The organism is Micromonospora sp. Utrum1 (assembly GCF_057197805.1).
In genome coordinates this window covers 2,672,152-2,697,075 of the sequence record NZ_CM170071.1, presented here as the reverse complement: position 1 = coordinate 2,697,075, position 24,924 = coordinate 2,672,152, and the positions used below count along the sequence as shown (strand labels likewise).

General features: G+C 76.0%; 17 protein-coding genes, 1 rRNA gene and 1 pseudogene. 3 read left to right on the top strand and 16 right to left on the bottom strand.

Translation table 11 applies throughout. The features are described 5' to 3' along the window. Positions 1-69: 69 nt before the first annotated feature. From pyrG to recN, 8 genes are all read right to left on the bottom strand, one after another. Positions 70-1,824 carry a CTP synthase gene (gene pyrG / locus AC0OLQ_RS12890; RefSeq protein WP_357340781.1) on the bottom strand — a complete coding sequence of 585 codons (1,755 nt, stop codon included), beginning with the start codon at positions 1,822-1,824 and terminating at the stop codon, positions 70-72. Positions 1,825-1,974: 150 nt separating this feature from the next. Further along, the gene (locus AC0OLQ_RS12885) at positions 1,975-4,329 is read right to left on the bottom strand and encodes a hypothetical protein (protein WP_484531498.1); all 2,355 of its coding nucleotides are present in this window, start codon (positions 4,327-4,329) and stop codon (positions 1,975-1,977) included. Continuing rightward, positions 4,329-5,462, bottom strand: a complete 1,134-nt coding sequence (locus tag AC0OLQ_RS12880) for a glycosyltransferase family 4 protein (RefSeq protein ID WP_484531497.1) — start codon at positions 5,460-5,462, stop codon at positions 4,329-4,331. Before AC0OLQ_RS12880 ends, AC0OLQ_RS12885 begins: the two co-directional genes overlap by 1 nt. Further along, entirely contained in the window at positions 5,459-7,153 is a 1,695-nt protein-coding gene (murJ, locus tag AC0OLQ_RS12875) for a murein biosynthesis integral membrane protein MurJ (RefSeq protein WP_484531496.1), read from the bottom strand. Before murJ ends, AC0OLQ_RS12880 begins: the two co-directional genes overlap by 4 nt. Before the next feature lies 1 nt (position 7,154). Beyond that, on the bottom strand, positions 7,155-8,018 hold the full coding sequence (locus tag AC0OLQ_RS12870; protein ID WP_484531495.1) for a hypothetical protein: 864 nt from the start codon (positions 8,016-8,018) through the stop codon (positions 7,155-7,157). Between the two features lie 65 nt (positions 8,019-8,083). Continuing rightward, positions 8,084-9,025 (bottom strand): copper transporter, encoded by a 942-nt coding sequence (locus AC0OLQ_RS12865; RefSeq protein WP_484531494.1) that lies wholly within the window; start codon positions 9,023-9,025, stop codon positions 8,084-8,086. A 27-nt stretch (positions 9,026-9,052) separates the two neighbouring features. Beyond that, positions 9,053-10,231, bottom strand: a complete 1,179-nt coding sequence (gene steA, locus AC0OLQ_RS12860) for a putative cytokinetic ring protein SteA (RefSeq protein WP_357340766.1) — start codon at positions 10,229-10,231, stop codon at positions 9,053-9,055. A gap of 118 nt (positions 10,232-10,349) precedes the next feature. Then, positions 10,350-12,107, bottom strand: coding sequence for a DNA repair protein RecN (recN, locus tag AC0OLQ_RS12855; RefSeq protein WP_357340763.1), 1,758 nt, complete (start codon positions 12,105-12,107; stop codon positions 10,350-10,352). A gap of 79 nt (positions 12,108-12,186) precedes the next feature. Between recN and AC0OLQ_RS12850 the strand changes: the two genes are divergently transcribed. Beyond that, entirely contained in the window at positions 12,187-13,170 is a 984-nt protein-coding gene (locus AC0OLQ_RS12850; RefSeq protein ID WP_484531493.1) for a helix-turn-helix domain-containing protein, read from the top strand. A gap of 39 nt (positions 13,171-13,209) precedes the next feature. Here AC0OLQ_RS12850 and AC0OLQ_RS12845 read toward each other — a convergent pair whose 3' ends face one another. The 5 genes from AC0OLQ_RS12845 to AC0OLQ_RS12825 all read right to left on the bottom strand — a co-directional run bounded on the left by AC0OLQ_RS12845 (position 13,210) and on the right by AC0OLQ_RS12825 (position 20,279). Next, the gene (locus AC0OLQ_RS12845; RefSeq protein WP_484531492.1) at positions 13,210-16,938 is read right to left on the bottom strand and encodes a S8 family peptidase; all 3,729 of its coding nucleotides are present in this window, start codon (positions 16,936-16,938) and stop codon (positions 13,210-13,212) included. A gap of 707 nt (positions 16,939-17,645) precedes the next feature. Next, positions 17,646-18,530, bottom strand: a complete 885-nt coding sequence (locus AC0OLQ_RS12840; protein ID WP_355666292.1) for an NAD kinase — start codon at positions 18,528-18,530, stop codon at positions 17,646-17,648. Beyond that, on the bottom strand, positions 18,527-19,381 hold the full coding sequence (locus tag AC0OLQ_RS12835; RefSeq protein ID WP_484531491.1) for a TlyA family RNA methyltransferase: 855 nt from the start codon (positions 19,379-19,381) through the stop codon (positions 18,527-18,529). The genes AC0OLQ_RS12840 and AC0OLQ_RS12835 overlap by 4 nt, the downstream gene beginning before the upstream one ends. A 23-nt stretch (positions 19,382-19,404) precedes the next feature. Further along, complete coding sequence (locus AC0OLQ_RS12830; RefSeq protein WP_484531490.1) at positions 19,405-19,650, bottom strand: hypothetical protein; 246 nt, start codon at positions 19,648-19,650, stop codon at positions 19,405-19,407. Continuing rightward, positions 19,647-20,279, bottom strand: coding sequence for a phasin family protein (locus tag AC0OLQ_RS12825; protein ID WP_484531489.1), 633 nt, complete (start codon positions 20,277-20,279; stop codon positions 19,647-19,649). Before AC0OLQ_RS12825 ends, AC0OLQ_RS12830 begins: the two co-directional genes overlap by 4 nt. 111 nt (positions 20,280-20,390) lie before the next feature. On the opposite strand from AC0OLQ_RS12825, the gene AC0OLQ_RS12820 reads away from it, so the two are divergent. Beyond that, positions 20,391-20,726 (top strand): SCP2 sterol-binding domain-containing protein, encoded by a 336-nt coding sequence (locus tag AC0OLQ_RS12820; RefSeq protein WP_484531488.1) that lies wholly within the window; start codon positions 20,391-20,393, stop codon positions 20,724-20,726. 9 nt (positions 20,727-20,735) lie between these two features. Here AC0OLQ_RS12820 and AC0OLQ_RS12815 read toward each other — a convergent pair whose 3' ends face one another. Then, positions 20,736-21,731 (bottom strand): HAD-IIA family hydrolase, encoded by a 996-nt coding sequence (locus AC0OLQ_RS12815; protein WP_484532337.1) that lies wholly within the window; start codon positions 21,729-21,731, stop codon positions 20,736-20,738. 484 nt (positions 21,732-22,215) lie between these two features. Further along, positions 22,216-22,948 (bottom strand): annotated as a pseudogene (locus tag AC0OLQ_RS12810) (hypothetical protein); the annotation flags it as partial. On the opposite strand from AC0OLQ_RS12810, the gene AC0OLQ_RS12805 reads away from it, so the two are divergent. After that, positions 22,925-24,691, top strand: coding sequence for a hypothetical protein (locus AC0OLQ_RS12805; protein ID WP_484531487.1), 1,767 nt, complete (start codon positions 22,925-22,927; stop codon positions 24,689-24,691). The pseudogene AC0OLQ_RS12810 and the gene AC0OLQ_RS12805 overlap by 24 nt on opposite strands. A 91-nt stretch (positions 24,692-24,782) precedes the next feature. Here AC0OLQ_RS12805 and rrf read toward each other — a convergent pair. Then, positions 24,783-24,899: ribosomal RNA gene (gene rrf, locus AC0OLQ_RS12800) — 5S ribosomal RNA — on the bottom strand. Between the last annotated feature and the right edge of the window lie 25 nt (positions 24,900-24,924).

Here is a 24,924-nt window from a genome sequence, read left to right as displayed (position 1 = left end):
CCTCGCTTCGCTCGACGGCGGCGCGAGGCGCCGCACTGCTGAGCCGAATGGTTCGCTCGCTCCGCTCGCTCACGACGCGGCCGCCGCCTTCGCCGCCGCGCCGCCGTTGCGGCCCGCCTTCTTCGCCGCCGCCGCCTCCGCCGGGGCGTCCAGGTCGACCGGGAGCTGGTCGGCCTCGGAGTACGCCACGGCGGCCTTCACGAACGCGGCGAAGAGCGGGTGCGGCCGGGTCGGCCGGCTCTTCAGCTCCGGGTGCGCCTGGGTGGCCACGAAGAACGGGTGCAGGTTCCGGTCCAGCTCGACGAACTCGACCAGCCGGCCGTCCGGCGAGGTGCCGGAGATGGTCAGGCCGGCCTTGGTGAGCTGGTCGCGGTAGGCGTTGTTCACCTCGTACCGGTGCCGGTGCCGCTCGCTGACCTCGGTGCTGCCGTACGCCTCGGCGACCAGCGAGCCCTCGGCCAGCTTCGCCGGGTACGCGCCGAGCCGCATGGTGCCGCCCAGGTCGCCCTTGCCGGCGACGATGTCCTCCTGGTCGGCCATGGTGGCGATGACCGGGTGGCCGGCCTGCTCGTCGAACTCCAGCGAGTTCGCCCCGTCGAGGCCGGCCAGGTGGCGGGCCACCTCGATGGTCATGCACTGCAGGCCGAGGCAGAGGCCGAGCAGCGGGATGCCGTTCTCCCGGGCGTACCGGGCGGTGCCGATCTTGCCCTCGATGCCGCGGACGCCGAAGCCCCCGGGGATCACGATGCCGTCGACGCCGGCCAGGGCCGCCGCCGCGCCGGCCGGGGTGACGCAGTCGTCGCTGGGCACCCAGCGCAGCTGCACCCGGGCCCGGTGGCCGAAGCCGGCGGCCCGGATCGCCTCGCTCACCGACAGGTAGGCGTCGGGCAGGTCGACGTACTTGCCGACCAGCGCCACGGTCACCGTGTGGCGGGGCTGGTGCACCCGGTCGAGCAGGTCGTCCCAGCTGGCCCAGTCCACGTCGCGGAAGGAGAGGCCGAGCCGGCGCACCACGTACGCGTCGAGGCCCTCACGGTGCAGCACCTTCGGGATGTCGTAGATGCTCGGCGCGTCCGGGGCGGCGGTGACCGCCTCCCGGTCGACGTCGCAGTAGAGCGAGAGCTTCTCCTTGACCTTGTCCGGGATCTCCCGGTCGCAGCGCAGCACCAGGGCGTCCGGCTGGATGCCGATGCTGCGCAGCTGCGCCACCGAGTGCTGGGTCGGCTTGGTCTTCAGCTCGCCCGACGGCGCCAGGTAGGGCACCAGCGACACGTGCAGGTAGAAGCAGTTGTCCCGGCCCAGGTCGTGCCGGACCTGACGGATCGCCTCCAGGAACGGCAGCGACTCGATGTCGCCGACCGTGCCGCCCACCTCGGTGATCACCACGTCGGGGACCTGGCCGTCGGCGTCCGGGTCGGCCATGCCGAGGATCCGCGCCTTGATCTCGTTGGTGATGTGCGGGATGACCTGGACGGTGTCGCCCAGGTATTCGCCGCGCCGCTCCTTGGCGATCACCGCCGAGTAGATCTGCCCGGTGGTGACGTTCGCCTTGCCGGACAGATCGCGGTCGAGGAACCGCTCGTAGTGGCCGACGTCGAGGTCGGTCTCGGCGCCGTCCTCGGTGACGAAGACCTCACCGTGCTGGAACGGGTTCATCGTCCCGGGGTCGACGTTGAGGTACGGGTCGAGCTTCTGCATCACCACGCGCAGCCCGCGCGCGCTGAGCAGGTTGCCGAGGCTGGAGGCGGTGAGGCCCTTACCCAGCGAGGAGGCGACGCCCCCGGTGACGAAAATATGCCTGGTCGTCCGTGCTGAAGGGGCCAAGGCCTGCTCCCGTGTCGTCCGTAGCGGTCGTGCGAACCGCCGTGCCGATCAGCCAAGTGATCACGCGATCCACGGGATTCCACGGTAACACCTCCCCGGCCCCGCGGCGCCGTCGCACCCGCCGTCGACGCACGTGAAGGCGGGTTCGCCTCAGCCGGTGGGCACCTCGGTCGATGCCGGGCCCGGCTGGACCGGCACCCGGGGCGCCCGGTCGGCGGCGGCGTCCGGCACCGGCGTACCCCGGTCGCGCTCCGCCGGCACACCCTCCCCGGCGGCGGCCGGGTCGGGGTCGGGCAGCGCGGCGCCGCCGGTGCCGGTGGCCTCCGCCGCGCGCCCGCCGCTGGGACGGTCGCCGGTGGGGCCGCCGGGCGGGGCCGACCCGCCCTCGTCGCCCGGACGGCCGCTGCCTGGCTGGGTGCGGTCGGTGGAGTGGTCGAGCACCCGCAGGGCCGCCAGGGCCGCCATCGGCACCACCAGGGCCCCCGCCGCCCCGGCCACGTCCAGCGCCGAGCCGCCCAGCACACCGCCGAGACCGGCGGCCACCCCGGTGCCGGCCATCGCCGCCCGGATCGCCGGGTAGATGCCGAACAGCCGCAGCAGGCCGCCCCAGGGCTGGAGCAGGGCGAACCAGACCAGCGCCGCGCCGGCCAGGGCCAGCACGGTGAGCGGGCTGTTCACCAGGGTCTGGAAGTTGGCGCTGCTCGACCGGTGCACGGTGAGCCCGCCGGTGCCGTCGCCCAGCGCGGCGAGGAACCGGCCCAGGCTGCCCCGCTCGGCCTCCGGCCGACCCACGTCGACCACCGCGAAGCCGATGGTGACCGCCAGCCCGGCCATGGTGGCCCAGGCCAGCCGGCTCACGGTCAGCCAGCCGCCGGAGCAGATCGCGGCGGCGACGCTCACCCCGGCGGTGAGCGCGATCGCACCGATCGAGTCGGCCCCCAGGTAGGGGCTGCCCACGATCACCACGGCCGCCCCGCCGACCGCCACCATCACCATCGGCCGCCAGGCCCGGCGGACCCGCTGGGCCAGCCACCCGCCGCACAGCAGCGAGCCGGCGATGAACACGCCCAGCCCGACGGTGCCCAGCCCGGCGTACCGGCCGCCCTCCAGGGCGGAGTAGCCGACCACGCCGTTGAGCTGCAACCGGGAGCCGGTGAGCACGTCCACCCCGACCACCAGGGTGGCCAGGCCGGCCACCGCGCCGAGCGGCCCGAGGGTGCGCTCGTGGCCGGGGCTGAACCGGACCGCGGCGGTGCCGCCGACGGTCAGCAGGGCGGTCACCGCGGCGAACCACCAGCCGGCGTGCTCGCCCCGCCACCACGGCACGGCGTCGGCGAGCAGGGCGGCCGGCACGGCGAGCGCGGCCGCGATGAGCAGCAACTCCACCACCGCCACCACCCGCCGGGACACCGGCTCGGGTCCGTGCGGGCCGGCGTGCCGGCGGGCCCGGCGCAGCAGCGGCAGCACCGCCACGGCGAGGGCCACCTGCGCGGCGGCGAGCAGGGTGAAGAACCAGCCGGCGACCCGGCGCTGGGCGGCGGCCTCCCGGTCCGCGTCGGCCGGCGCGTCGATCGCGGCGCGCAGGTCGCCGGGGCGGTCGTCGACCGACACGGCGGGCCGGCCGAGGAAGAGCCGCTCGGGCATCGGCCGGCCCAGGGCGGCCAGCGCCGTGGGAGCCAGGTCGACCAGTTGCAGGTAGCCCTCACGGGCGGTGCTCGGCGAGGTCAGCCAGCCCTTGTTCCACCCCGGGCCGTCGGCCACCGCGACGTGCAGCCGGGACGGCGTGTCGGTGTCCGAGACCCCCGCCACCAGGACCAGCGAGCGCGACGGCCGGGCCGCGAGCACCCGGGCGAGCTGAGCGTCCACCTGCCGGGCCTGGGCGGCCCGGCTGGTCGGGTCCTCGCCGTCGACGGTGCCCAGGTCGACGATGCTCAGCACACAGGAGCCGAGCAGCTTCGCCGGGTCGGCGGGGAGCACCGGCGCGTACCGGTCGACCCGGCCGAACGGGCGGGCGGCGGCCACCGCGGCGCCCGGCCCGACCGCCACGGAGCAGCGCACCGACTCGGACAGCGCGCCCGGGGTGGTCCCCCAGGAGAGCCGGTCCTGGTTGTACGCGACCACGCCCTCCTGGTCCGGCAGGTTCGCGCCGATCCCGTCCGGCTGCTCGACGGTCACCCCGCCGGCCGGGCATCCGCCGCCCGGCCGGCTGCCGTTCCAGGCGGCGAAGTTGCCGGCGCCCAGGGTGAGCCAGCCGTCGACCGGGCAGGTGGGCCGGTGCGCGGAGCGGACCGAGAGCGAGCCGATCGAGCCCTGCTCGGCCATCCGCCACAGCGTGGGGGTGGTCTGCGGGTCGACGTCCTCCCAGCGCAGCCCGGCCGCCCCGGCCACCACCACGAAGTCGGCGCTGCGCTCCGGCGCGCCCTGGTCCGGGCGGGCGGCCAGCGCGGTGATGCCGAGCGCCACCACGACCAGGGTAAGCAGCACCGGGGTCAGTCTGCGCAGCATCACCGGTTCCCCGTCGAGTGCTCGGGCGTCAGCTCGGCGTAGAGGTCGAGCAGGGCGCCCGTGGTGTCCGCCTCGGTCGGCCAGGTGGCAGCCCGGGCGGCGCCCCGGCGGGCCAGGTCGGCCCGGCGCGGCTCGTCGTCCAGCAGGTCGCGCACCGCCGCGTCGACGGCGTCCACGTCGCCGGCGGGGACCAGCACCGCGGCGTCGCCGACCAGGTCCGGCAGGCCGCCCACGGCGGTCGCCACCAGCGCCACGCCGGCCCCCAGCGCCTCCTGGGCGAAGAGCTGGCGGGCCTCCCAGTCGCTGGTCACCACGGCAAGGTCGGCGGCGGCGAGCAGGTCGGCCACGTCGGTGCGGTGCCCGAGCAGGGTCACCGGCGCCCGGGTCGTGGAGATCCGCGCGGCCAGCGGCAGGTAGGCGGGCCCGCTCCCGGCGATCACCACCAGCGGCGCGGGCTTCCGGGCCCGCCACCGGGCGGCCGCGTCGACCAGGATGTCGTACCGCTTCTGCGGGTGCAGCCGGCCGACGGAGAGGATCAGCGGGCGGTCGGCCGCGACCCCGAACTCGGCGCGGACGGCGGCGCGGCGGCGGCGCGGCGCGGGGAGCGCCGGCGCGGCGACCGGGGCTAGTCGGGCGTCGGCGGCACCGAGCGCCGCGGCCCGCTCGACCAGGTCGGCGGAGGCGCCCAGCGCGACCCGGACGTTGCGGGCGACGATCCGCTCGGCCAGCCGGGACAGCCCGCCGCGCAGCCCGCCGGCCAGCACGGCGTTGTGCCAGGTGACCACGAGCGGAGCGGCCGGGCGGGCCAGCACGGCGACCAGGCCGGCGCGCAGCCCGTGCGCGTGCACCACGTCGACCGGCGGGTCGGCCAGCGCCCGGCGCAGCGCGGCGACGGCCCGCGCGTCGGCCGGGGTGGGGCTGGCCGGGATCTCCACCGGCGTGAACCGGGCGCCCACCCCGGTGAAGTCGAACTGGTCCTGGGTGGCGGCCGGGCCGCAGACGAGCACGGACGCGCCGGCCTCGGTGAGGCCCCGGGCGATCGAGCGGACGTGCTGCCCCACCCCGCCGGTGCTGGAGGCGAGCACCAGGGCCACCGAACCGGGCCACCGCGGCGCCGACGAGGCGTCCGTCATGAGGAAACGGTCTCCTTTCCGTCGCCCCGCTCCCCGGGGTGCTGCTGCGCCCGCGGGCCGCCGCCCCCGTTGCCCGGGCGCCGCCGGCCGAGCCGGCGGGTCACGGCCGCGAGCAGCGGCCGGAGGTCGCGGGCGTCGGTCAGCCAGGCGACGGCGAGGAACAGGGCGCCGACCACGACCCCGGACAGCATGCCCTGAGCGAGGGCCTCCGCTGTCGTCGGGGTCCCGTCGGAGAGCCCGGCGAGTCCCCGGGCGGTGGCCGCGCCGCCGAGCGCGGCGACCGCGGCGGCGAGCAGGCCGGCGGCCCCGGCCCGCCCCACGCCGGCCAGTGCGGCCGGGCCGGCGGAGCGGACCACGGCGGCGATCAGCAGCCCGCCGAGGAGCAGCATGCCGGCCGAGGTGGCCAGGGCCACCGCGAGCACCCGGTCGGCGAGGGGCAGCAGGTGCCCGAGCAGCACGGCCAGCGCCGGCACGCTGAGCCAGCCGAGCGCGGTGGCGATGGTGGCCGACCGGGTCTCGCCCCGGGCGTAGAGGGCCCGGGTGAGCACCGCGAACAGGCCGTAGCCGAGCAGGCCGGGGGCGAAGCCGGCGATGCCCGCCGCGGCCGTGCCGGCGTCCGCCGGGTCGAAGAAGAAGTGCCCGACCGGGACGGCCGTGCCGACCAGCGCGGCGGCCCCGAGCAGGCTGAACAGCACCACCCCCCGGACCGCCGGGGCGAGCGTCTCCCGATACGCCGGCTCGTCGCCGGCCGCCCGGGCCGCCACCAACGTCGGGTACGCGGCCACCGCCAGCGGCACGGCCAGCACCGCCCAGGGCAGGAAATAGATCGTCTGGGCGAGGTTGTAGACGCCGACGTCGGCGGTCCGGCCGTAGGTGACCTGGTTGAGCGCGACGACCAGGGCGATCTGCTGGGCGGCCACGGTGACCACCCCGGCGGCGGCCAGCCCACCGACCCGGGCCCGGGCGTCGGCGGGGAACCGGAAGCCGGGCCGCGGCCGCAGCCCGAGCCGGCGCAGCGGGATCAGCAGGGACAGCGACAGCACCACCACGCCGAGCGTGGTGCCGGCGGAGAGCAGCAGCTCACCGCCGGGGCCGACCTCGCCGACGCCGGCCAGCCGTCCCTCGACGGCGGTGAAGCCGAGGTAGACCACGATGACGGTCACGCTGGACAGCAGCGGGGCGATCACCGGCCAGGCGAACCGCCGGTGCGCCTGGAGCACTCCGGTGAGCACGATGCCGACGCCGTAGAGCGGCAGCTGGGGGGCGAAGACCCGCAGCATGCGCGCCCCGGACTCCTGCTGGGCGCCGTCCAGGCCGTGGCCGAGCAGCCCCATCAGCGGGTCGGCGAGCAGCGCCACCAGCACCGCGAGCGGCACCAGCAGGCTGAGCGTCCAGGTCAGCAGCGCCCCGGTGGTGGCGGCCACCGCCCGCCGCTCCCCCGCCTCGACCGCGCCGGCCAGCAGCGGTACGACGAGACTGGCCAGCGCCCCGCCGGCGACGATCTCGAAGATGAAGTTCGGGACGTAGTTCGCCACCAGGTAGGCGCCACCGAGGTCGGTGGGGGCGAGCGTCCAGGTGAAGACGGCGGTGCGGCCGAAGCCGGCGAGCCGGCTGACCACGGTGAGGACGGCGATGAGGGCGGCCGCTCCGGCCACGCGGCCGGCGCCGGCGAGGGGAGCCGGTTTCGTCACGTCAGTCGGCGAGCCGACCCAGCTCGTCGAGGTGGCGCAGCCCCGGGGTCCGCTGGATCACCTGGGTGAAGCTCACCTTCTCGCTGGCGGCGGTGAGCGCGGCGAGCACGGCCAGCACGCCGGCCCGGCCCAGCGGCCCGGTGCGCGCGGCCAGGCTCACCCCGAGCAGCGCGCCGAGCGCGTTGGCGCCGCTGTCGCCGAGCATGACCCGCTCGTCGAGGTCCTCCCGGACCAGCCCGGCGGCCGCTCCGACGGCGCCCGCCGCGATGCCCCCGTACGGGCCGGTGGCGAGCGGGGCGCCGAGCAGCATGCCGGACTTCAGCGCCCGGCCGGGGCGCAGGTCGAGCAGGTTGACCAGGTTGGCGGTGCCGGCCACCACGCCGGCGCCGAGCAGCACGTCCAGCCCGCGGCTCAGGGCGCCGGAGCGCTGCCGGCGGGGGTGCGCGGCGACCCGCGGGTCGGCGGCCAGCAGCGCCGCGGCGCCGAGCCCGGCCGCGCCCACCCCGACGATCTTGACCAGCCCCGCGGTGACCCGCCCCTCGCGCAGCGCGGCCAGATGCCCGGCGAAGCCCTTGGCGGCCTTCTGCTCGGGACGCGCGCCGACGATGTCGTCGTAGAGCCCGACGGAGCCCGCCCCCACCCCGGCGACCAGGGCCGCGGCGCCGGCCGGGGCGCTGCCCGCGCTGAGCGCGCCGGCGGTGGCCGCGCCGAGGGCGAGGGCCGGCCCGGCGGCCAGGGTGACGGTGCGGCCCCGGAAGTTGGTGCGCTCCAGCGCCGGGGCACCCGGCGAGCTGCACACCTCCCGCAGCACGTAGCGGGCGGCCAGCGCCCCCGCGCCGACGGCCAGCAGCCGACCCAGTCTCACGCGACCCCTCCGATCCGGATGCCCAGCACGACACGGTACGGACCGGACATCAGCCGGCCCACCGGTCACTGGGGCAGTTTAGGCAGCAGCGCGGCGGCGTTGTCACCGACGCCGTACTGGCCGGCCTTCTTCTCGGTCAGCTGCTGCAGCAGGGCGAGGCTGGTGACCAGCTGCCCCTGCACGGTGTTGGCGTTGTCGACGGTGGAGATGGTCTGGGCGAGCACCGGGTCACCCCGGACCACGGAAACCACGTTGCCGCCGGCCGAGCCCATGCCGCCCACCACGATCGCGCCTGTGCGGTCGAACTGCTCGGCGATCTTCACCACCGACTCGTCCTTCTCCGCCGAGAACTTGTCGACGTACGGCTGGCCGCTGACCAGCACGACCGCCTCGGCGGCGCCGGTGATCTTGTCTTCTGCGGTGAGGTAGCCGGAGCTGACGTACTGCTGGACCACCGCGCGGCGGTCCGCGTCGGTGACCGCCGGGCTGCCCTGCGGCCGGTCCAGCAGCACGCTGGCCAGCAGGGCGCTGGAGGTCTCCACGCCGTGCCCGTTGCCCGGCAGGCCGGCGGTGGGCACGCTGTTCGGGCGGGCGGCGGTGACGGCCAGCTCCAGCAGGTTGTTGTTGCTGTCCGGGTTGATGAACTTGTCCTGCACGTCGAGCCGGCCGGTGACGTTGGCGCCCGCGAGCTGGAGCATCTTCACCACGCCCTCGGTGTGGTCGCGGCCGCTGGGCAGGCTGAGCACCAGCACCCGCCGGCCGCTCAGCTTGCCGGGGAGGACGACCTGCGCCATCTCGGCGGCGAAGTCCTCCTCCATGTCGAGTTCCTTCTGGAGGTTGTTGACCGACTGGCGCATCAGCGAGTTGTCCTTGCTGAGCCCGTTGACCCGCTCCTTGAGCGAGTCGGCCACCGGCCCGTTGAGCGCGGCCGTGCCGACCACCAGGCCGATCGCCAACGCCAGGAAGACCGCGGTCAGGGACACCACGTGGTAGCGGAAGTTGATCACGCTTGCAGCCTCTTGATCGTCGGGGAGCTAGAAGAGCTGGCCGAGCTGGAACACGAAATTGTCCCACCACTCCGACACCACACCCAAATACGCCTTGCCGACCGTGGAGACCGCCACCGCGGAGGCCATCGCGGCCACCGCCGAGAGGATGAGCAGCAGCAGGGAGGAACCGGAGATGCTCTGCCGGTAGAGCCGGCTGACGCCCTTGGCGTCGACCAGCTTGCCGCCCACCTTCAGCCGGGTCAGGAAGGTCGAGGCCATGCCGCCCCGGCCCTTGTCGAGGAACTCCACCAGCGTGGCGTGGGTGCCGACCGCCACCAGCAGCGAGGCGCCCTTCTCGTCGGCCAGCAGCATGGCCAGGTCCTCGCTGGTGGCCGCGGCCGGGAAGGTGATCGCCGGCACCCCGAGGCCGTTGACCCGGGGCAGGCCCGGCGCCCGGCCGTCCGGATAGGCGTGCACGATCACCTCGGCGCCGCAGCGCAGCACGTCGTCGGTGACCGAGTCCATGTCACCGATGATCATGTCAGGGGTGTAGCCGGCCTCGACCAGCGCGTCGGCGCCGCCGTCCACGCCGATCAGCACCGGCTTGAACTCCCGGATGTAGGGGCGCAGCACGTCCAGGTCGGCCTTGTAGTCGTAGCCGCGGACCACGATCAGGCAGTGCCGGCCCTGGAGCTGGGTCTGGATCTCCGGCACGCCGACACCGTCGAGCAGCAGGTCGCGCTCCTGCTTGAGGTAGTCCATGGTGTTGGCGGCGAACGCCTCCAACTGCACCGACAGCCCCTCCCGGGCGTCGGCCATCGACTTGGCGACCGTCTCGGCGTCCTGCAGGGTTCCGTGGGCCACCGGCTCCTCGCCGACGAAGACCGTGTTGCCCTCGATGCGCACCACGACGCCCTCGCGGATCTGCTCGAAGACGCTCTCGCCGAGGTCGTCCAGGAGCGGGATGCCGGCCGAGATCAGCACCTCGGGGCCGAGGTTCGGGTAGCGCCCGGAGACCGACGGCTTGGCGTTGAGCACGGCGCCGACACCGACAGCGACCAACGAGTCGGCCGCCACCCGGTCCAGGTCGACGTGGTCGATCACCGCGATGTCACCGGGGCGGAGCCGGCCGACCAGGCGTTTCGTCCGGCGGTCGAGGCGCGCGGTACCGAGGATCGAGCCCGGTTCCGCGTTCCGGGTCCGGCGCAACGTGGGTAGACGCATCGTGACCATCCTGGCATGTGAGGCAGGTATTGCTGTCGCGACATGCCTGAGCAGGGCCGCCTACCCAGGGAAGCACACCGGAGCGCACCCCGGTGTGCTTGCGCTCACAATCTCGGGATCACGGGCGCCTTTCCTTGGCCGCCACGGCCAGGAGTTCCTCGGCGTGGGCGATACCCAGATCGGAATCCGGCAAACCCGCGAGCATCCGGGCCAGCTCCCGGGCCCGCTCGGTGTCCTCCACCACCCGCACACCGCTGGTGGTGACCGCTCCCCCGGTGTCCTTCGCCACCACCAGGTGCCGGTCGGCGAACGCGGCGACCTGCGGCAGGTGGGTGACCACGAGCACCTGGTGGCTGCGGGCCAGCCGGGCCAGCCGGCGGCCGATCTCCACCGCCGCCTGCCCGCCGACGCCGGCGTCGACCTCGTCGAAGACCAGGGTGGGCGGGCCGCCGGAGCCGGCGAACACCACCTCGATGGCGAGCATCACCCGCGACAGCTCGCCGCCGGAGGCGCCCCGCTGCAACGGCAGCGCCGGCGCACCCGGGTGGGCGAGCAGCCGCAGCTCCACCTCGTCGGCGCCGTCCGGGCCGACGCCGGCCTCGACCCCGTTGACCGGCAGGCTCGGCTCGGCCCGCCCGGCCGGCCGGGGCAGCACGGCCACCTCGATCCGGGCGTGCGGCATGGCCAGCCCGGCCAGCTCGACGGTGACCTGCTCGGCGAAGCGGACCGCGGCCTCCTGCCGGGAGGTGGAGACCCGGCCGGCCAGGTCGGCCACCTCACCGGCGAGCCGGGACGCCTCCTTGTCCAGCTCGTCCAGCAGCTCGTCGGAGGTGTCCAGGTCGGACAGCCGGGTGCGGGCCCGCTCGGCCCAGGCGATCACGCCGTCGACGTCGTCGGCGTATTTCCGGGTGAGCCCGCGCAGCGCGGCCCGGCGCTCGTAGACGGTCTGCAGGCGGGCCGGGTCGGCGTCCAGCGCGGCCAGGTAGGTCGACAGCTCGGCGGAGACGTCGGTGACCAGGGTGGCCGCCTCCTCCAGCCGGGCGGCCAGCTCGCCGAGGGCGGGATCCGTGCCGGCCTGCGCCTCCAGCGTGCGCCGGGCGGTGCCGAGCAGCGCGGTGGCGTCGGGGGTGTCGTCGGCCGCCTCCACGCCGCCGGCCACGCACTGCTGGGCGATCTGGGCGGCGGTGCGCAGCCCCTCGGCGTGCTCCAGGCGCTGCGCCTCGGCCTTCAGCTCGTCGTCCTCGCCGGGCTGGGGGTCGACCCGGGTGATCTCGTCGAGGCCGAGCCGGAGCAGGTCGGCCTCCTGGTTGCGCTCGCGGGCGTTGCGCCGCCGGTCGGCCAGGTCGTCGACCACCGCCCGCCACCGGGTGTACGCCTCGCGCAGCGCGTCGAGCAGCTTCTCGTGCTCCGGACCGGCGAACCGGTCGAGCGCGGCCCGCTGCTCGGCCGGACGCAGCAGGCGGAGCTGGTCGGACTGGCCGTGCACGGCCACCACCTGCTCACCGACCTCGCCCAGCATCGACACCGGCATGGCGCGGCCGCCCAGGTGCGCCCGGGACCGGCCCTCGACGGTGACGGTGCGGCTCAGCAGCAGCGAGCCGTCCTCGTCGGGCTCGCCGCCCGCGTCGGTGATCCGGGCGTGCACCGTCCCGGCCACCCGGCCGTCCAGGCGCAGCCGGCCCTCCACCACCGCGCGGCCCGGCTGGGCCCGGACCCGGCCGGCGTCGGCCCGGCCGCCGAAGAGCAGGCCGAGGCCGGTCACCACCATGGTCTTGCCCGCACCGGTCTCGCCGGTGATGACGTTCATCCCGCCGGTCAGCGGCAGCGTGGTGTCCTCGATGACGCCCAGTCCGGTGATGCGCAGCTCTTCCAGCACAGCACCCGACAGTAGACGCGTCCTCCGACACTTGACCAGCCGGCGCGGGGCAGCCGGCGGGGTCGTACAGTTCTGCCCCGTGCTGGACGTGATCGGCCTGACCCCGGACGAGGAGCAGCTCTACCGCTGCCTGGTGCAGCTCACGACCGCGCGGGTCGGGGAGCTGGCCGAGCGGCTGGGCCGCCCACGCGCGGACATCCTGGCCCAGCTCGACGCCCTGCGCGGCAAGGGACTGGTGCTGCCGACCGGGCCGGATCCCGACGCGCCGCTGCGGCCGCTGGCGCCCGACGTCCCGCTCGGCCAGGCGCTGCTGCGCCGCCAGGAGGCGCTGGAGTCGGCCCGCGCGGCGGTCACCCAGCTCACCGAGGAGTACCGGGCCGGGATGCGCCGGCACGACGTCGGGCACCTGGTCGAGGTGGTCACCGGCGGCGGGGCGCTCCGCGAGCGCCTGCGCGACCTGCAGAACGGCGCCCGGATCGAGGTGCTCTGGTTCTGCCGGGCCAACCCGCTGGCCATGTCGGGCCAGGAGAACGTCGAGGAGTTCGACGCGCTGGCCCGCGGGGTCCGCTACCGGGCCATCTACGAACGCGAGATGCTCCTCGAACCGGGCGCCCTGGCGGACATCGAGCAGGGCGTACGCGCCGGTGAGCAGGCCCGGGTCCTCGACCGGCTGCCCGTCCGGCTGGCCATCGTGGACGGCCGCACGGCGGTCTGCCCGCTGGTGCCGGAGCGGGGCAGCGGCGAACCGACGGCCGCGGTGATCGGCCGCAGCCAACTGCTGGACGCGCTGCTCGCCCTCTTCGAGAGCCACTGGCTGATGGCGACGCCGCTGGGCTCGTCCGCCCCACCGGTCGGGCAGGACGGGGACGGCTACCGGCCGGATCCCGACGAGGCCCGGCTGCTGTCGCTCTTCGTGGCCGGGGTGCCGGACAAGTCGATCGCCTCGCAGCTCGGCGTGAGCCGGCGTACGGTGCAACGCCGGCTGGCCGACCTGATGGAGCTCGCCGGCGTGGACACCCGGCCGGGGCTGGCCTTCCAGGTCGCCCGGCGGGGCTGGATCTGAGCCGGGCGGGGCGGCACCGGGCCGCCCCGCCCGCCCCGCTCAGCGCAGCCCGTACGCGTCCAGCACGGTCTGCTCGACGGTGTTCCCGGCGCGGTCCCGGGCGTGCGTCCGCAGCGACACCGCCCCGTGTCCCGCGGGCACCACGGCGGCGAACCCGGTGCCGGAGCCGTGCACCGGCACCGCCCGCCAGGTCTTCCCGCCGTCGAACGACACCTCGACCCGGACCTCGCCGCCGGTCGGCGCCGGCAGTCCGGCCGGCTGGCGCAGCGTCAGCTCCAGCCGGTGCGGGCGGCCGGCGGCCACCTCGCCGTGCAGGTCGGCCGGGACCCGGTAGTCGACCTGGAGCAGCGGCAGCGGCCGGGCGGCGTCCCCGTCCGGGCGGGCCGAGGTGAACTCCCAGGCCGTCTCGGTACGCGTGGCGAACCGCCACTCGGCCGAGGAGCGCTCGGTGGTGACGTCCAGCCGGTAGCGGGCCGGACCCGGGGTGGTCGGCACGGGCGCCCAGCCGCCGGAGAGGTCGGCGATCTGCTGCCCATCCCGGCTCAGCCGGGCCTGCACGGTGTCCTGCTCCTCGCTGAACCCGGCCGCGCCGTAGTGGCCGTCCGCGTCGACGAACTCGGCCACCCGCAGGTCCAGGGTGTCGCCGGTACGGGTGGGCGCCGTCGCGCCCGCCGGCACGGCCGGCCGGACCACCGGGGCGTGCCAGGTCTCGCTGACCCGGTCGTCGGCGGCGTACCGGCGGGGCTGCTCGGTGAGCCCGCCGGTCAGCGGCCCCCAGTCGGACCAGCCGAGCTGGTGCATCACCCGCTGCTGCCACCAGGAGTCACCGGCGCTGACGAACTCCTGCCGCACGGTGCCGGTACGCACCATCCGCTGGTCGTCGTTCCAGGAGTACTCCTGCCACGGGCGCCAGGCGAAGCGCTGCTCGCTGGCCCAGTCGAACCCGCCGGTGTCGGCGTAGCGGGCGGTCACCTCGGCGGTGTTGTCCGCGGTCACCCGGTGCCGGATCCGGTCCGGGACCCGTCCCTTCGACACCTGGAACACGTCGTAGAGGTAGGGGCTGTCCACGGTCAGCGTCAGGTCCAGCGTCGCGCGCCCGGTCTTCGCCGCGGCGATCATCCGCTGCCCGTCGTCGTACGCGACCACCAGCGACGGAAGCGGCAGACGGTCCCCGGTGGGGCGCCAGACCGTCCACGCGCTGAAGTCCGCCGGCCGGACGATCAGCACCGCCGCGGCGCCGGCCGCCGCGGCCGCGGCGATCTGCTCGTCCTCGGCGCGGTCCGGGCTGCCCGCGACCAGCGCCGCGGCGCCCCGGGCCCCGGCCAGCTCGGCGGCGGTGCCGTCACCCGCCCAGACCAGCGGCAGCTTCCGCCGGCCGGCCGGCGCCGGCGACTGGCCCAGCAGGTTGATGTCCAGCGGACCGGCGACGTTGCTGACCTGGGCGTCCACCATGGGCGCGACCAGCTGCCAGCGGGAGGAGAACTCGAACTCGCCCCGGCGCACCGACCGGGTCGGCGTGACGTTCACCTGCTGGACCGTGCTGAACGCCATCACGCCGTGGTCCACCTCCCGGCCGTTGCCGAAGACCCGGTGCTCGTAGAAGCTGATCGTGTCGCGCTGCTCGGTCGGCTTCGGCGTCTCGATCCGCACCGGCGTGCCCTTGCGCGGGTCGAGTACCACGGTCAGGTCACGGTCGACGGTCAGCTCCGGGTCGGTGACCAGGGTGAGCTGCTCGTCCAGCGGGGCGCCGTGCTCGATGAGCGCCTCGACGAGGTACGGGCCCTCCTCGACCTGCACCTGCCACTCCATGCCGGGGAGAAGGAATCCGAGTTGGTCGGACTCCCGGTGCTCGCCGAACAGGGTCACCACCGGCGCCGCGCCCGGCTGCCCGCGCAGGTCCAGCGCCTTGAGGGTCACCGAGTGCTGCGGGCCGCTGAGGGTCAGGCCCACGGCGGTACGCACGGCGACGCCGTCCGCGCCGGTCGCCACCAGCCACCCGCCGTGCACGCCGCGGTCCAGCTTCGCGGGGTCCGCCCGCAGCGGGACGGCCACGCTGCCACCGGCCGGCACGGTCACCTCCGTGCCCGGCAGCGACACCCCGTCCGGCTCGGCCGCGTCGTTGTCCAGGTTGCGCAGCTCCAGGGCCAGCCGCAGGGTCTGCGGGGACGCCGTGCCGTTGGTGTACGTCACGGTCCGCTCCACCGCCGCACCGCCGGTCGACATCCGGCCGAAGTCGGCGGTGGCCGAGCCGTACACCCGCTGGCTCAGCGCGCGCGCCACGTCGACGCGGCCGCCGCCCTGCTCGAAGACGGTCAGCGTGGGATTGGCCCGCGTCGTGCTGACCAAGGCGTCCTTGAGCTGCCCGGCGGTCCAGTCCGGGTGTTCCTGAGCGATGATCGCAGCCGCGCCGGCCACGTGCGGGGTGGCCATCGACGTCCCGGACGCCGCGGTGTACGCGTCGTCCACCGGCGTACCCATGCTCGTGCCGGAGGCGCGGGCGGCGACGATGCCGACGCCCGGCGCGGTGATCTCCGGCTTGAGGCCGTTGTCGCCCACCCGGGGCCCGCGGCTGGAGAAGTCCGCCAGGTTGTCGTCGCGGTCCACCGCGCCGACGGTGAGCGCCCCGCTGGCCGCGCCCGGCGTGCCGACGGTGCCCGCGGCGCCCTCGTTGCCGGCGGCGATCACGAAGAGTGTGCCGGTCTCGGCGGTGAGGTCGTTGACCGACTGGCTCATCGGGTCGGTGCCGTCGGTGGCCGGGCCGCCGAGGCTCATGCTGACCACCTTCGCGCCGGAGTGGGCGGCCCACTCCATGCCCGCGATGATCCCCGAGTCGTAGCCGCTGCCGTCGTCGTCGAGCACCTTGCCGATGAGCAGCCGCGCACCGGGCGCGACGCCCTTGCGCAGCCCGTCGGAGGCGGCGCCGCTGCCCGCGATGGTGGCCGCCACGTGGGTGCCGTGGCCGTGCCCGTCGCGGGTGCTGCCGCCGCCGGTGAAGTCCTGCGCCTCGGCGATCCGTCCGGCCAGGTCGGGGTGGGTGGCGTCGACGCCGGTGTCGAGCACCGCGACCCGCACGCCGGTGCCGTCCCGGCCGGCCGCCCAGGCCGCCGGGGCGCCGATCTGCGGCACGCTGTGCTCGAGCGCCGGGTGCACCCGTCCGTCGAGCCAGACCCGGGCGATACCGGCGCCGAGCCGGGGCGTGGCGCCGGCGGTCCGGGCCGCCGGCGCGCCGCGCAGCGTGGTCCAGAGGCCGCCGAGGTCGGCCTTGCCGACCCGCATGGCGGCCCCGTTGATGCTCTCCAGCGGGCGGGCCGCGGTGGCGCCGGCCAACGGCCGGACGCGACCGGAGGCCGGTTCCTGGTACCGCACGATCAGCGGCAGCGCGCTCTGCGCGGCGTCGCCGTAGCCCTCGGCGGCCAGCTCCTCCACGTCGAACAGGTTCGGGTCCAGCAACCCGGCGGAGAGGTACGGGACGACGTCGCTGGGCAGCACGCGCAGCCCGCCGTCGGCCGACACGGTGTGGAAGGTGACCCGCTCCCGGCCGGGGGCGGGACGGACCGTGGCGGCGACCCGGCCGGACGCGGCCTGGACCAGATCGACCTGGTCGCCGGTGATCAGGGTGATGCGGGCGGGCGCGACGCCCGGTGCGGGGGTGGCGGCCGGGCTCGGGCCGGCGGGCCGTGCGGGCGGGTCGGCGGACGCCGGTGCGGCGAGTCCGACCACCAACGCGCCGACCGCGCCGGCGGCCAGCCAGCGTGGGGACCGGTGCATGCGATGCGCTCCTCTGCTCGGTGGCCGGCCTCGGGGGGGTGAGGCCGGCCGACCGGAGTCTGCGACGGAGATCATCGGTTGGTCACTAGGTACGCCACGCCGCACCAGCGACATGTCGCCAGGTGGACACGGCACGACCGCGGTCGGACCACCCGGTGTCGGGCGGGTTGCCGCTGGACGGGGTGCGGGATGGCGGCCGGGCGGGGCGGCCGATGGCCGGGGTGCCGGAACGAGCGCGTCGCCGCCCGGTTCGTGAGCCGCCGTTTCCTCCGACGGCGGCTCGCCGATCCGGCCGACCCGACCGGGGTCGAAACCCGGCCGGGCGCGGCTCGCCGTCCGCCCGCCGCGGCCGGCCGCGACTCCTCCGACACCCCGACCGTCGTGGACCCGACCACCCCCTGGTCAGGGCCACGACCGCCGGACTGCGCGGCCCGGGCGGACACGGGCCTCACCGCCCCGCCCGGACTCCACCTCGGCGCAGCCCGGGCGCCCCGATCGCCGTCCCGCGGACGGCGTGCCGGCCCCGGCAATCGCGCCCCGCCGCAGTGGCGGGACCACCCGCCCAGCCCGTTCCGGCGTATGCCGGGACCCGGCGCGGCGTGCCGTCGTCGGGGGAGGCTCCTACCGTAACCCGCCCACGGCCGGGCCCGGGTACGCCGAACGGGCCGACGCGAGGTCGGCCCGACGGGTCTTCGCTGAGTCGCCGGTCAGCGACGACTGCCGCGCCAGCCCTGCACGGGCAGGTCGAACTTGGCCACCAGCCGGTCGGTGAACGGCCGCTCCTGCAACCGGACGATGCGCACCGGCAGCGCGCCCCGGCGCACGGTGACCCGGGCGCCCGGGGGCAGGTCGTAGACCCGCCGGCCGTCGCAGCTGAGCACCGCCAGCGTGGTGAACGGGTCCACGGTGATCGCGAAGGTGGAGGTCGGCGCCGTGACGAGCGGGCGGCTGAACAGCGCGTGCGCGCTGATCGGCACCAGCAGCAGCGCCTCCACCTCCGGCCAGACCACCGGCCCGCCGCCGGAGAACGCGTACGCGGTGGAGCCGGTCGGGGTCGCGCAGACCACGCCGTCGCAGCCGTAGCGGGACAGCGGCCGGCCGTCCACGTCGACGAGCAGCTCCAGCATCTGGGCCCGCTCGCCCTTCTCCACGCTGATCTCGTTCAACGCCCACGACTCGATGGTCGGGCCGCCCTCGAACTCGGCGGTGACGTCGAGGGTGAGCCGCTCGTCCACGGTGTAGTTGCGCCCGACCACGTCGCGCACCGCGCGGTCGAGGTCGTCGATCTCCGCCTCGGCGAGGAAGCCGACCTTGCCGAGATTGATGCCGAGCAGCGGCGCCTTGGCCGGGCGGGCCAGCTCGGCGGCGCGCAGGAAGGTGCCGTCCCCGCCGAGCGCGAAGACGATCTCCGCGCCCTCGGCGGCCTCCGGGCCGGTGACCGGCACCACGCCGGGCAGGTCCAGGTCGTCGGCCTCCTCGGCGACCACCCGCACCTCGAAGCCGGCGGCGATGAGGTCGGCCGCCACCGCGCGGGCGTGCTCCGTGCTGCGCCGACGGCCCGTGTGCGTCACCAGCAGAGCGGTCCGGCTCACCCGGGCACCTCCTCAGTCGTGGCCTCCGGCGCGGGGGCCGGAAATCCCTGCGGGCCGGCGGCGACCACCGCGCGTACCCGGTCGGGGTCCGCGGCGGGCGCGTCCCGGCGTAACCATACGAAGAACTCCACGTTGCCGCTCGGCCCGGGCAGCGGGCTGGCGGCCACGCCGGCCAGGCCCAGCCCGAGCCGCGCGGCCGCGGCGGCCACGTCGAGCACGGCCTCGGCGCGCAACTCCGGGTCGCGGACCACCCCGCCGGCGCCGACCCGCTCCTTGCCGACCTCGAACTGCGGCTTGACCATCAGCGCCAGGTCGCCGTCGGGCCGCGTGCAGCCGGCCAGCGCGGGCAGCACCAGCCGCAGCGAGATGAACGACAGGTCGGCCACCGTCAGGTCGACCGGGCCGCCGATCGCCTCCGGCGTGAGGGTACGCACGTTGGTGCGCTCGAAGACGTGCACCCGGTCGTCGTTCCGCAGCGACCAGGCGAGCTGCCCGTAGCCGACGTCGACCGCCACCACCTCGGCGGCGTCGGCGCGCAACAGCACGTCGGTGAAGCCGCCGGTGGAGGCGCCCGCGTCCAGGCAGCGCCGGCCCGCCACGGTCAGCCCGCCGGGGGTGAACGCGGCGAGCGCCCCGGCCAGCTTGTGGCCGCCCCGGGAGACGTACTCCGCGGCCGGGTCCTCGCCGGTGACCAGCAGCGGGTCGGCCGGGTCGACCATCGCGGCGGCCTTGCGGGCCGGCACCCCGCGGAGCTGGACGCGACCGGCCTCCACCAGCGCGGCAGCCTGCTCCCGGGAGCGGGCCAGGCCGCGGCGGACGAGTTCGGCATCCAGCCGGATACGACGTGCCATCGGTGGTTCTTCTCCGCCTCGGTTCAGGCCTGGTCGATGCTGGCCAGGGTCTCGCGCAGCGTCTCGTACGCCGCCTCGTACTGGGCGATCTGGTCCGCCGGGGAGAGCGGCTCGGCGTTGATCATGGCTTGCACGGCGGCGTCCACCGCCGGGTGCCGCGCCTCGCCGATCTCCTCGACCGGCGCCGGCCGCACGCCCGGGGGAGGGCCGGGCCGGGGACCGGCCGGCGACGGTCCGGGCCGCGGGCCGGGACGGAAGGGTGCGGTCACGAGCCGGCACCGCCGGTCGGCTTACGGCCGGCGGCCTTCTTCGCTAGGCGGGCCGGCGCGGCCGGCGACTCCTCGGCCGGGGTGCGCGCGACGGTGGCCGCCGGCTTTTTGGCGATCGCCTTCTTCGCCACGGGCTTCTTCGCGACCGCCTTGGTGCGTGCGGGCGCGGGAGGCGCCGAGACCGGTACCTCCGCGCCGGGCGTCGTCGCGGGCGGCTCCTCGGCGGCCAGGTCCCCGGAGGGCGTCACCTCGCCGGCTCCCGCCGTCTCGGCGGCCGGGCCGGGGCCGGCCGGCGCGGGCGCGGCGGCGGCCTCCGGCGCGCCGGTGACCTTCGCCTCGCGCAACTGCCGCTCCAGGTCGTGCACCCGGCGGGTCAGCTCGGCGACCTCATCGGCCGTGGCCAGCCCGACCGCGCCCAGCGCGCGGTCCACCTCGAAGCGGACCAGCTTGGTCAGCGCCTCCCGGTTCGCCAGGCCGGTCGAGACCAGCTCCTCGGCGAGCGTCTGGAGCTGGGCGGCGGTCGCGCCGCCCTGGCCGACCACGCGCTTCACCGCGTCCTGGGCCTTCTTCCGAGGCGCCTCCGTCAGGCCCATGGCCAGCTCGAGGTAGGCGCGCCACGCGTCCTGCATGCCTGATTCCTTCCGCGGAGCGGGGTGTGCAGGTGCCACGCTACCGGGCGCCCCGGACGCCCCATTGCGGTACGGTGCCGGGAACGGCGTGGCGCGTGACGAGGAGACGATGTGGCCAGCGTGGACGAGTGCCGGCAGGCGTTGCAGGACCTGGCCGCCCGGCTGGACCGGCACGCCGACGTGCAGGACCGGATCGACCTCGACCGCACCCTCGCCTGCCGCGTCACCGACCTGGACACCGCGTTCCACGGGCGCCTCGAGGGCGGCCGGCTCGTCGACCTGGCCGACGGCGACGACCCGAAGGCGAAGATCGCGCTGAGCATCAGCAGCGACGACCTGATCGCCCTGGTGCGCGGTCAGCTCGACATCATGAAGGCGGTGGGCTCCCGACGGGTGTCCGTCAAGGCCAACCCGTTCGACCTGATGAAGCTGCGCAAGCTGCTCTGAGCCGGGCGGTCAGTCCGCCAGGCCGAGCGCGGCCAGGGCCCTGTCCGCCGCCGCCGACACCGGCCGCACCCGCGGGCGGGCCGCCGTCGACCAGGCCACCGCGCAGAGCGCCGCGAGGGCGTCCAGCGGGCGTCCCGCGCCGTCGAGGGCGAGCCCCCGGTCGGTCACCGTCGCCGACCAGCCGCCGGCGTCCGCCGCGCCCGGCACCCGCACCACGGCCGCCGGGTCGAAGAGCCCGGCCAGGTCGAAGGAGACGTACGCGGGCCGGCGCGACTCGGGCGCGGCCAGCAGCTCGGCCACGTCGCTGACCCCGGTGAGCACCAGCAGGCTGTCCAGGCCGGCCCGGCGCGCGCCCTCGATGTCGGTGTCCAGCCGGTCGCCGACCACCAGGGTCCGCCCCGTGCCGGCCCGGCGCGCGGCGGTGGCGAACAGCGCCGGCTCCGGCTTGCCCACCACCACGTCGGGATCCCGCCCGAGCGCCGTGCGGAGCACCGCCACCAGCGAGCCGTTGCCCGGCAGCGGGCCCCGCGGGCTGGGCAGGGTCCGGTCGGTGTTGGTGGCATACCAGGGCGCGCCCGCCCGAACCGCCAGGGACGCCTCGGCCAGGTCGGACCAGCCGACCTGCGGGCCGTACCCCTGGGCCACGGCCGCCGGCTGCTCGTCGACGGTCGACACCGGGCGCAGGCCCACGGCGCGCAGCTCCGCGCGCAGCGCCTCGGCGCCGACCACCAGCACCGGCGCGCCGGCGGGCAGCCGGTCACGCAACAGCTCGGCGGTGGCGGCCGCGGAGGTGAGCACCTCCTCCGGCCCGGCCGGCACACCCATGCCGGTCAGCAGGTCGGCCACCTCGCTGGAGCGGCGCGAGGCGTTGTTCGTCGCGTACGCGACCGCCCGCCCCTCGGCGTGCAGCCGGGCGACCGCCTCGACCGCGCCGGGGATCGGCCGGTCGATCAGGTAGATCACCCCGTCCAGGTCGAAGACGACCAGGGTGTACCCGTCGACCAGCCGGCCGCCCGTTCCGGCCCGGTCGCGTTCCCCGCGATCCGGACCGGAACCCGCGTCCCCGGCGCTCCCGGTCACCGGCGCTCCGACTCCGCCGGCCCTTCGCCCGTCGCGTCCCCGCCCCGGGCGTCCTCGCCGGTGGCGTCGACGGCGGCGGCGCGGGTGTCGGCCGCGAGCGAGCGCGCCTCCGCGTCGGTCAACTCGTCGTCGCCCAGGTCCGCCGCGTTCCGGTCCCGGTACCCGGCACCCTCGCCGGCCGGCGCCGCGTCAGCGGAGTCGACGGCCATGGCGTCGGCCGTGTCGGCATCGGCCCGCAGCCGAGCGTCGCCCTCGAGGTCGTCGTCCTCGTGGCCCTCGTCGCCCTGGTCCGCGTCGCCGTCCTGGTCGTCGTCCTGGTCGAGGTCGTCGTCCTCGTCCTCGTCGTCGTAGTCGTCGTCGTCCTCGTCGAGGTCGTCGTCGTCTTCGTCGTCGCGGTCGTCGTCCTCGTTCTCGTCGAGGTCGTCGTCGTCGCGGTCGTCGTCCTCGTCGTCGTCCTCGTCGGAGCCGCCGGTCAGGTCGGCGTCGGGACGGGCCGGCACGGCGCCCGGGGTGCCGGGGCCGGCGGCGAGCTCCTCGTCCTCCTCGTCGTCACCTTCGATGACGACGCCGTCCAGCTCCAGCAGCCGCTCGGCGGCGTCGGTCTCGCCCTCGGCGTCCACGTCGGCGGCCCGGGAGAACCACTCCCGTCCCTCCTCGCGCCGGCCCACCGCCAGCAGCGCGTCGGCGTACGCGTAGCGCAGCCGCGCCGCCCACGGCTCGGTCGACTCGGCGGTCAGCTCGGGCACCTGGAGCATGGCCACGGCCGCGTCCTTCTGCCCGAGGTCGCCCCGCGCCCCGGCGGCCACGATCAGCAGCTCGATGGCGACGGCCTGGTCGAGCTTGTCCCGGTCCGCCCCGCGGAACAGGTCGATGGCCCGCTCCGGGCGGCCCAGCGCCCGCTCGCAGTCGGCCAGCACCGCCAGGTGGCTCTGCAGCCCGGTCATCCGGTGGTAGGTGCGCAGCTCGGCGATGGCCGTCTGCCACTCCCCCGCGTGGTACGCGGCCAGCCCGACGGCCTCCCGCACCGCGGCGATCCGCGAGGCGAGCCGGCGGGCGGCCATGGCGTGCGCCAGGGCCTCGGGCGGGTTGTCGTCGATCAGCAGCCCGGTCGCGACCAGGTGCCGGGCGACGGTCTCCGCCACCGGCTTGGCGAGCGAGAGCAACTCGGCCCGGACGGCCGAGTCGAGGTCGCTGGCGACCACGTCGTCCGGCAGCACCGGCGCCGCACCCGTACGCCCCTCGGCGCGCTCGTCCTGCCGCTCGCGGTACGCGCCCTCCTCGCGACGGTCGTCGCGGCCGTAGCCCCGGCGCTCCCCGTCCCGCTCGGTACGCTCCCGACCGCCGCGGAAGCCACCCTCGCGCTCGTCGCGACGGGGGCCGGCGGGCCGCTCGTCACGACGGAAGCCCTCGCGACGCTCACCCCCAGCGAAGCCCTCACGGCGCTCGCCACCACGGAAGCCGCCCTCGCGGCGCTCACCGCCACGGAAACCGCCACCCTCACGGTCGCCACCGCGGAAGCCACCCTCACGGCGCTCGCCGCCACGGAAGCCACCTTCGCGGCGCTCGCCACCGGCGAAGCCCTCACGGCGCTCGCCACCACGGAAGCCGCCCTCGCGACGCTCACCGCCACGGAAACCGCCACCCTCACGGTCGCCACCGCGGAAGCCACCCTCACGGCGCTCGCCGCCACGGAAGCCACCTTCGCGGCGCTCGCCACCGGCGAAGCCCTCACGGCGCTCGCCACCACGGAAGCCACCTTCGCGACGCTCACCGCCACGGAAACCGCCACCCTCACGGTCGCCACCGCGGAAGCCGCCCTCGCGGCGCTCGCCGCCACGGAAGCCACCTTCGCGGCGCTCGCCGCCGGCGAAGCCCTCACGGCGTTCGCCACCACGGAAGCCGCCCTCGCGGCGATCGCCGCCACGGAAGCCACCTTCGCGGCGCTCGCCGCCGGCGAAGCCCTCACGGCGCTCGCCACCACGGAAGCCGCCCTCGCGGCGCTCGCCACCACGGAAGCCGCCCTCACGGCGCTCGCCACCACGGAAGCCACCTTCGCGGCGCTCACCGCCACGGAAACCGCCCTCACGGTCGCCACCGCGGAAGCCACCTTCGCGGCGCTCGCCGCCGGCGACGCCCTCACGGCGCTCACCACCACGGAAGCCGCCCTCGCGGCGCTCACCGCCACGGAAACCGCCACCCTCACGGTCGCCACCGCGGAAGCCGCCCTCACGGCGCTCACCGCCGCGGAAACCGCCCTCACGACGGTCCCCGCCACGGAAGCCACCCTCACGGCGCTCACCGCCGGCGACGCCCTCACGGCGCTCACCACCACGGAAGCCACCTTCGCGGCGCTCACCGCCACGGAAGCCGCCACCCTCACGGTCGCCACCGCGGAAGCCGCCCTCACGGCGCTCACCGCCGCGGAAGCCACCTTCGCGGCGCTCACCGCCACGGAAGCCGCCACCTTCACGGTCACCACCGCGGAAACCGCCCTCCCGACGGTCCCCGCCACGGAAGCCACCCTCGCGGCGCTCACCGCCGGCGAAGCCCTCACGGCGCTCACCACCGCGGAAGCCACCTTCGCGGCGCTCACCGCCACGGGAGCCGCCCTCGCGGTCGCCACTGCGGAATCCGCCCTCACGACGGTCCCCACCAGCGAAGCCCTCACGGCGCTCACCACCGGCGGAGCCCTCGCGGCGGTCGCCGCCGCGGAAACCACCCTCACGGCGGTCGCCGGCGCGGGACGCGCCCCGCGGACCGCCCGAGCGGTCGTCGCGGTCGCCCCGGTACGACGGACGGTCGTCGCGGCGGGCGTCGCCGCGCCCCTGCCCACGCTCGGCGCGGTCCTCGTAACGACGGGGGCGATCCTCGCCCTGCGGTCCTGAACTCACAGGTACATCCTTCCTCATTGCGTCTCCAAGGACGCTAACGCAGTCGAGGGCCGACCCTGCTGGGGCGGCCCTCGACTGGAAGATTGTCCGGCGGTGTCCTACTCTCCCACACCCTCCCGAGTGCAGTACCATCGGCGCTGGAGGGCTTAGCTTCCGGGTTCGGAATGTGACCGGGCGTTTCCCCTCCGCCATGACCGCCGTAACTCTATGAACATGTCAAAACAACC

Coding starts and splice junctions, on each gene's coding strand:
- AC0OLQ_RS12885 (WP_484531498.1), bottom strand. CDS start 4,329: ATGCTGCGCAGACTGACCCCGGTGCTGCTTACCCTGGTCGTGGTGGCG.
- AC0OLQ_RS12880 (WP_484531497.1), bottom strand. CDS start 5,462: ATGACGGACGCCTCGTCGGCGCCGCGGTGGCCCGGTTCGGTGGCCCTG.
- AC0OLQ_RS12835 (WP_484531491.1), bottom strand. CDS start 19,381: ATGGCACGTCGTATCCGGCTGGATGCCGAACTCGTCCGCCGCGGCCTG.
- steA (WP_357340766.1), bottom strand. CDS start 10,231: ATGCGTCTACCCACGTTGCGCCGGACCCGGAACGCGGAACCGGGCTCG.
- AC0OLQ_RS12845 (WP_484531492.1), bottom strand. CDS start 16,938: ATGCACCGGTCCCCACGCTGGCTGGCCGCCGGCGCGGTCGGCGCGTTG.
- AC0OLQ_RS12825 (WP_484531489.1), bottom strand. CDS start 20,279: ATGCAGGACGCGTGGCGCGCCTACCTCGAGCTGGCCATGGGCCTGACG.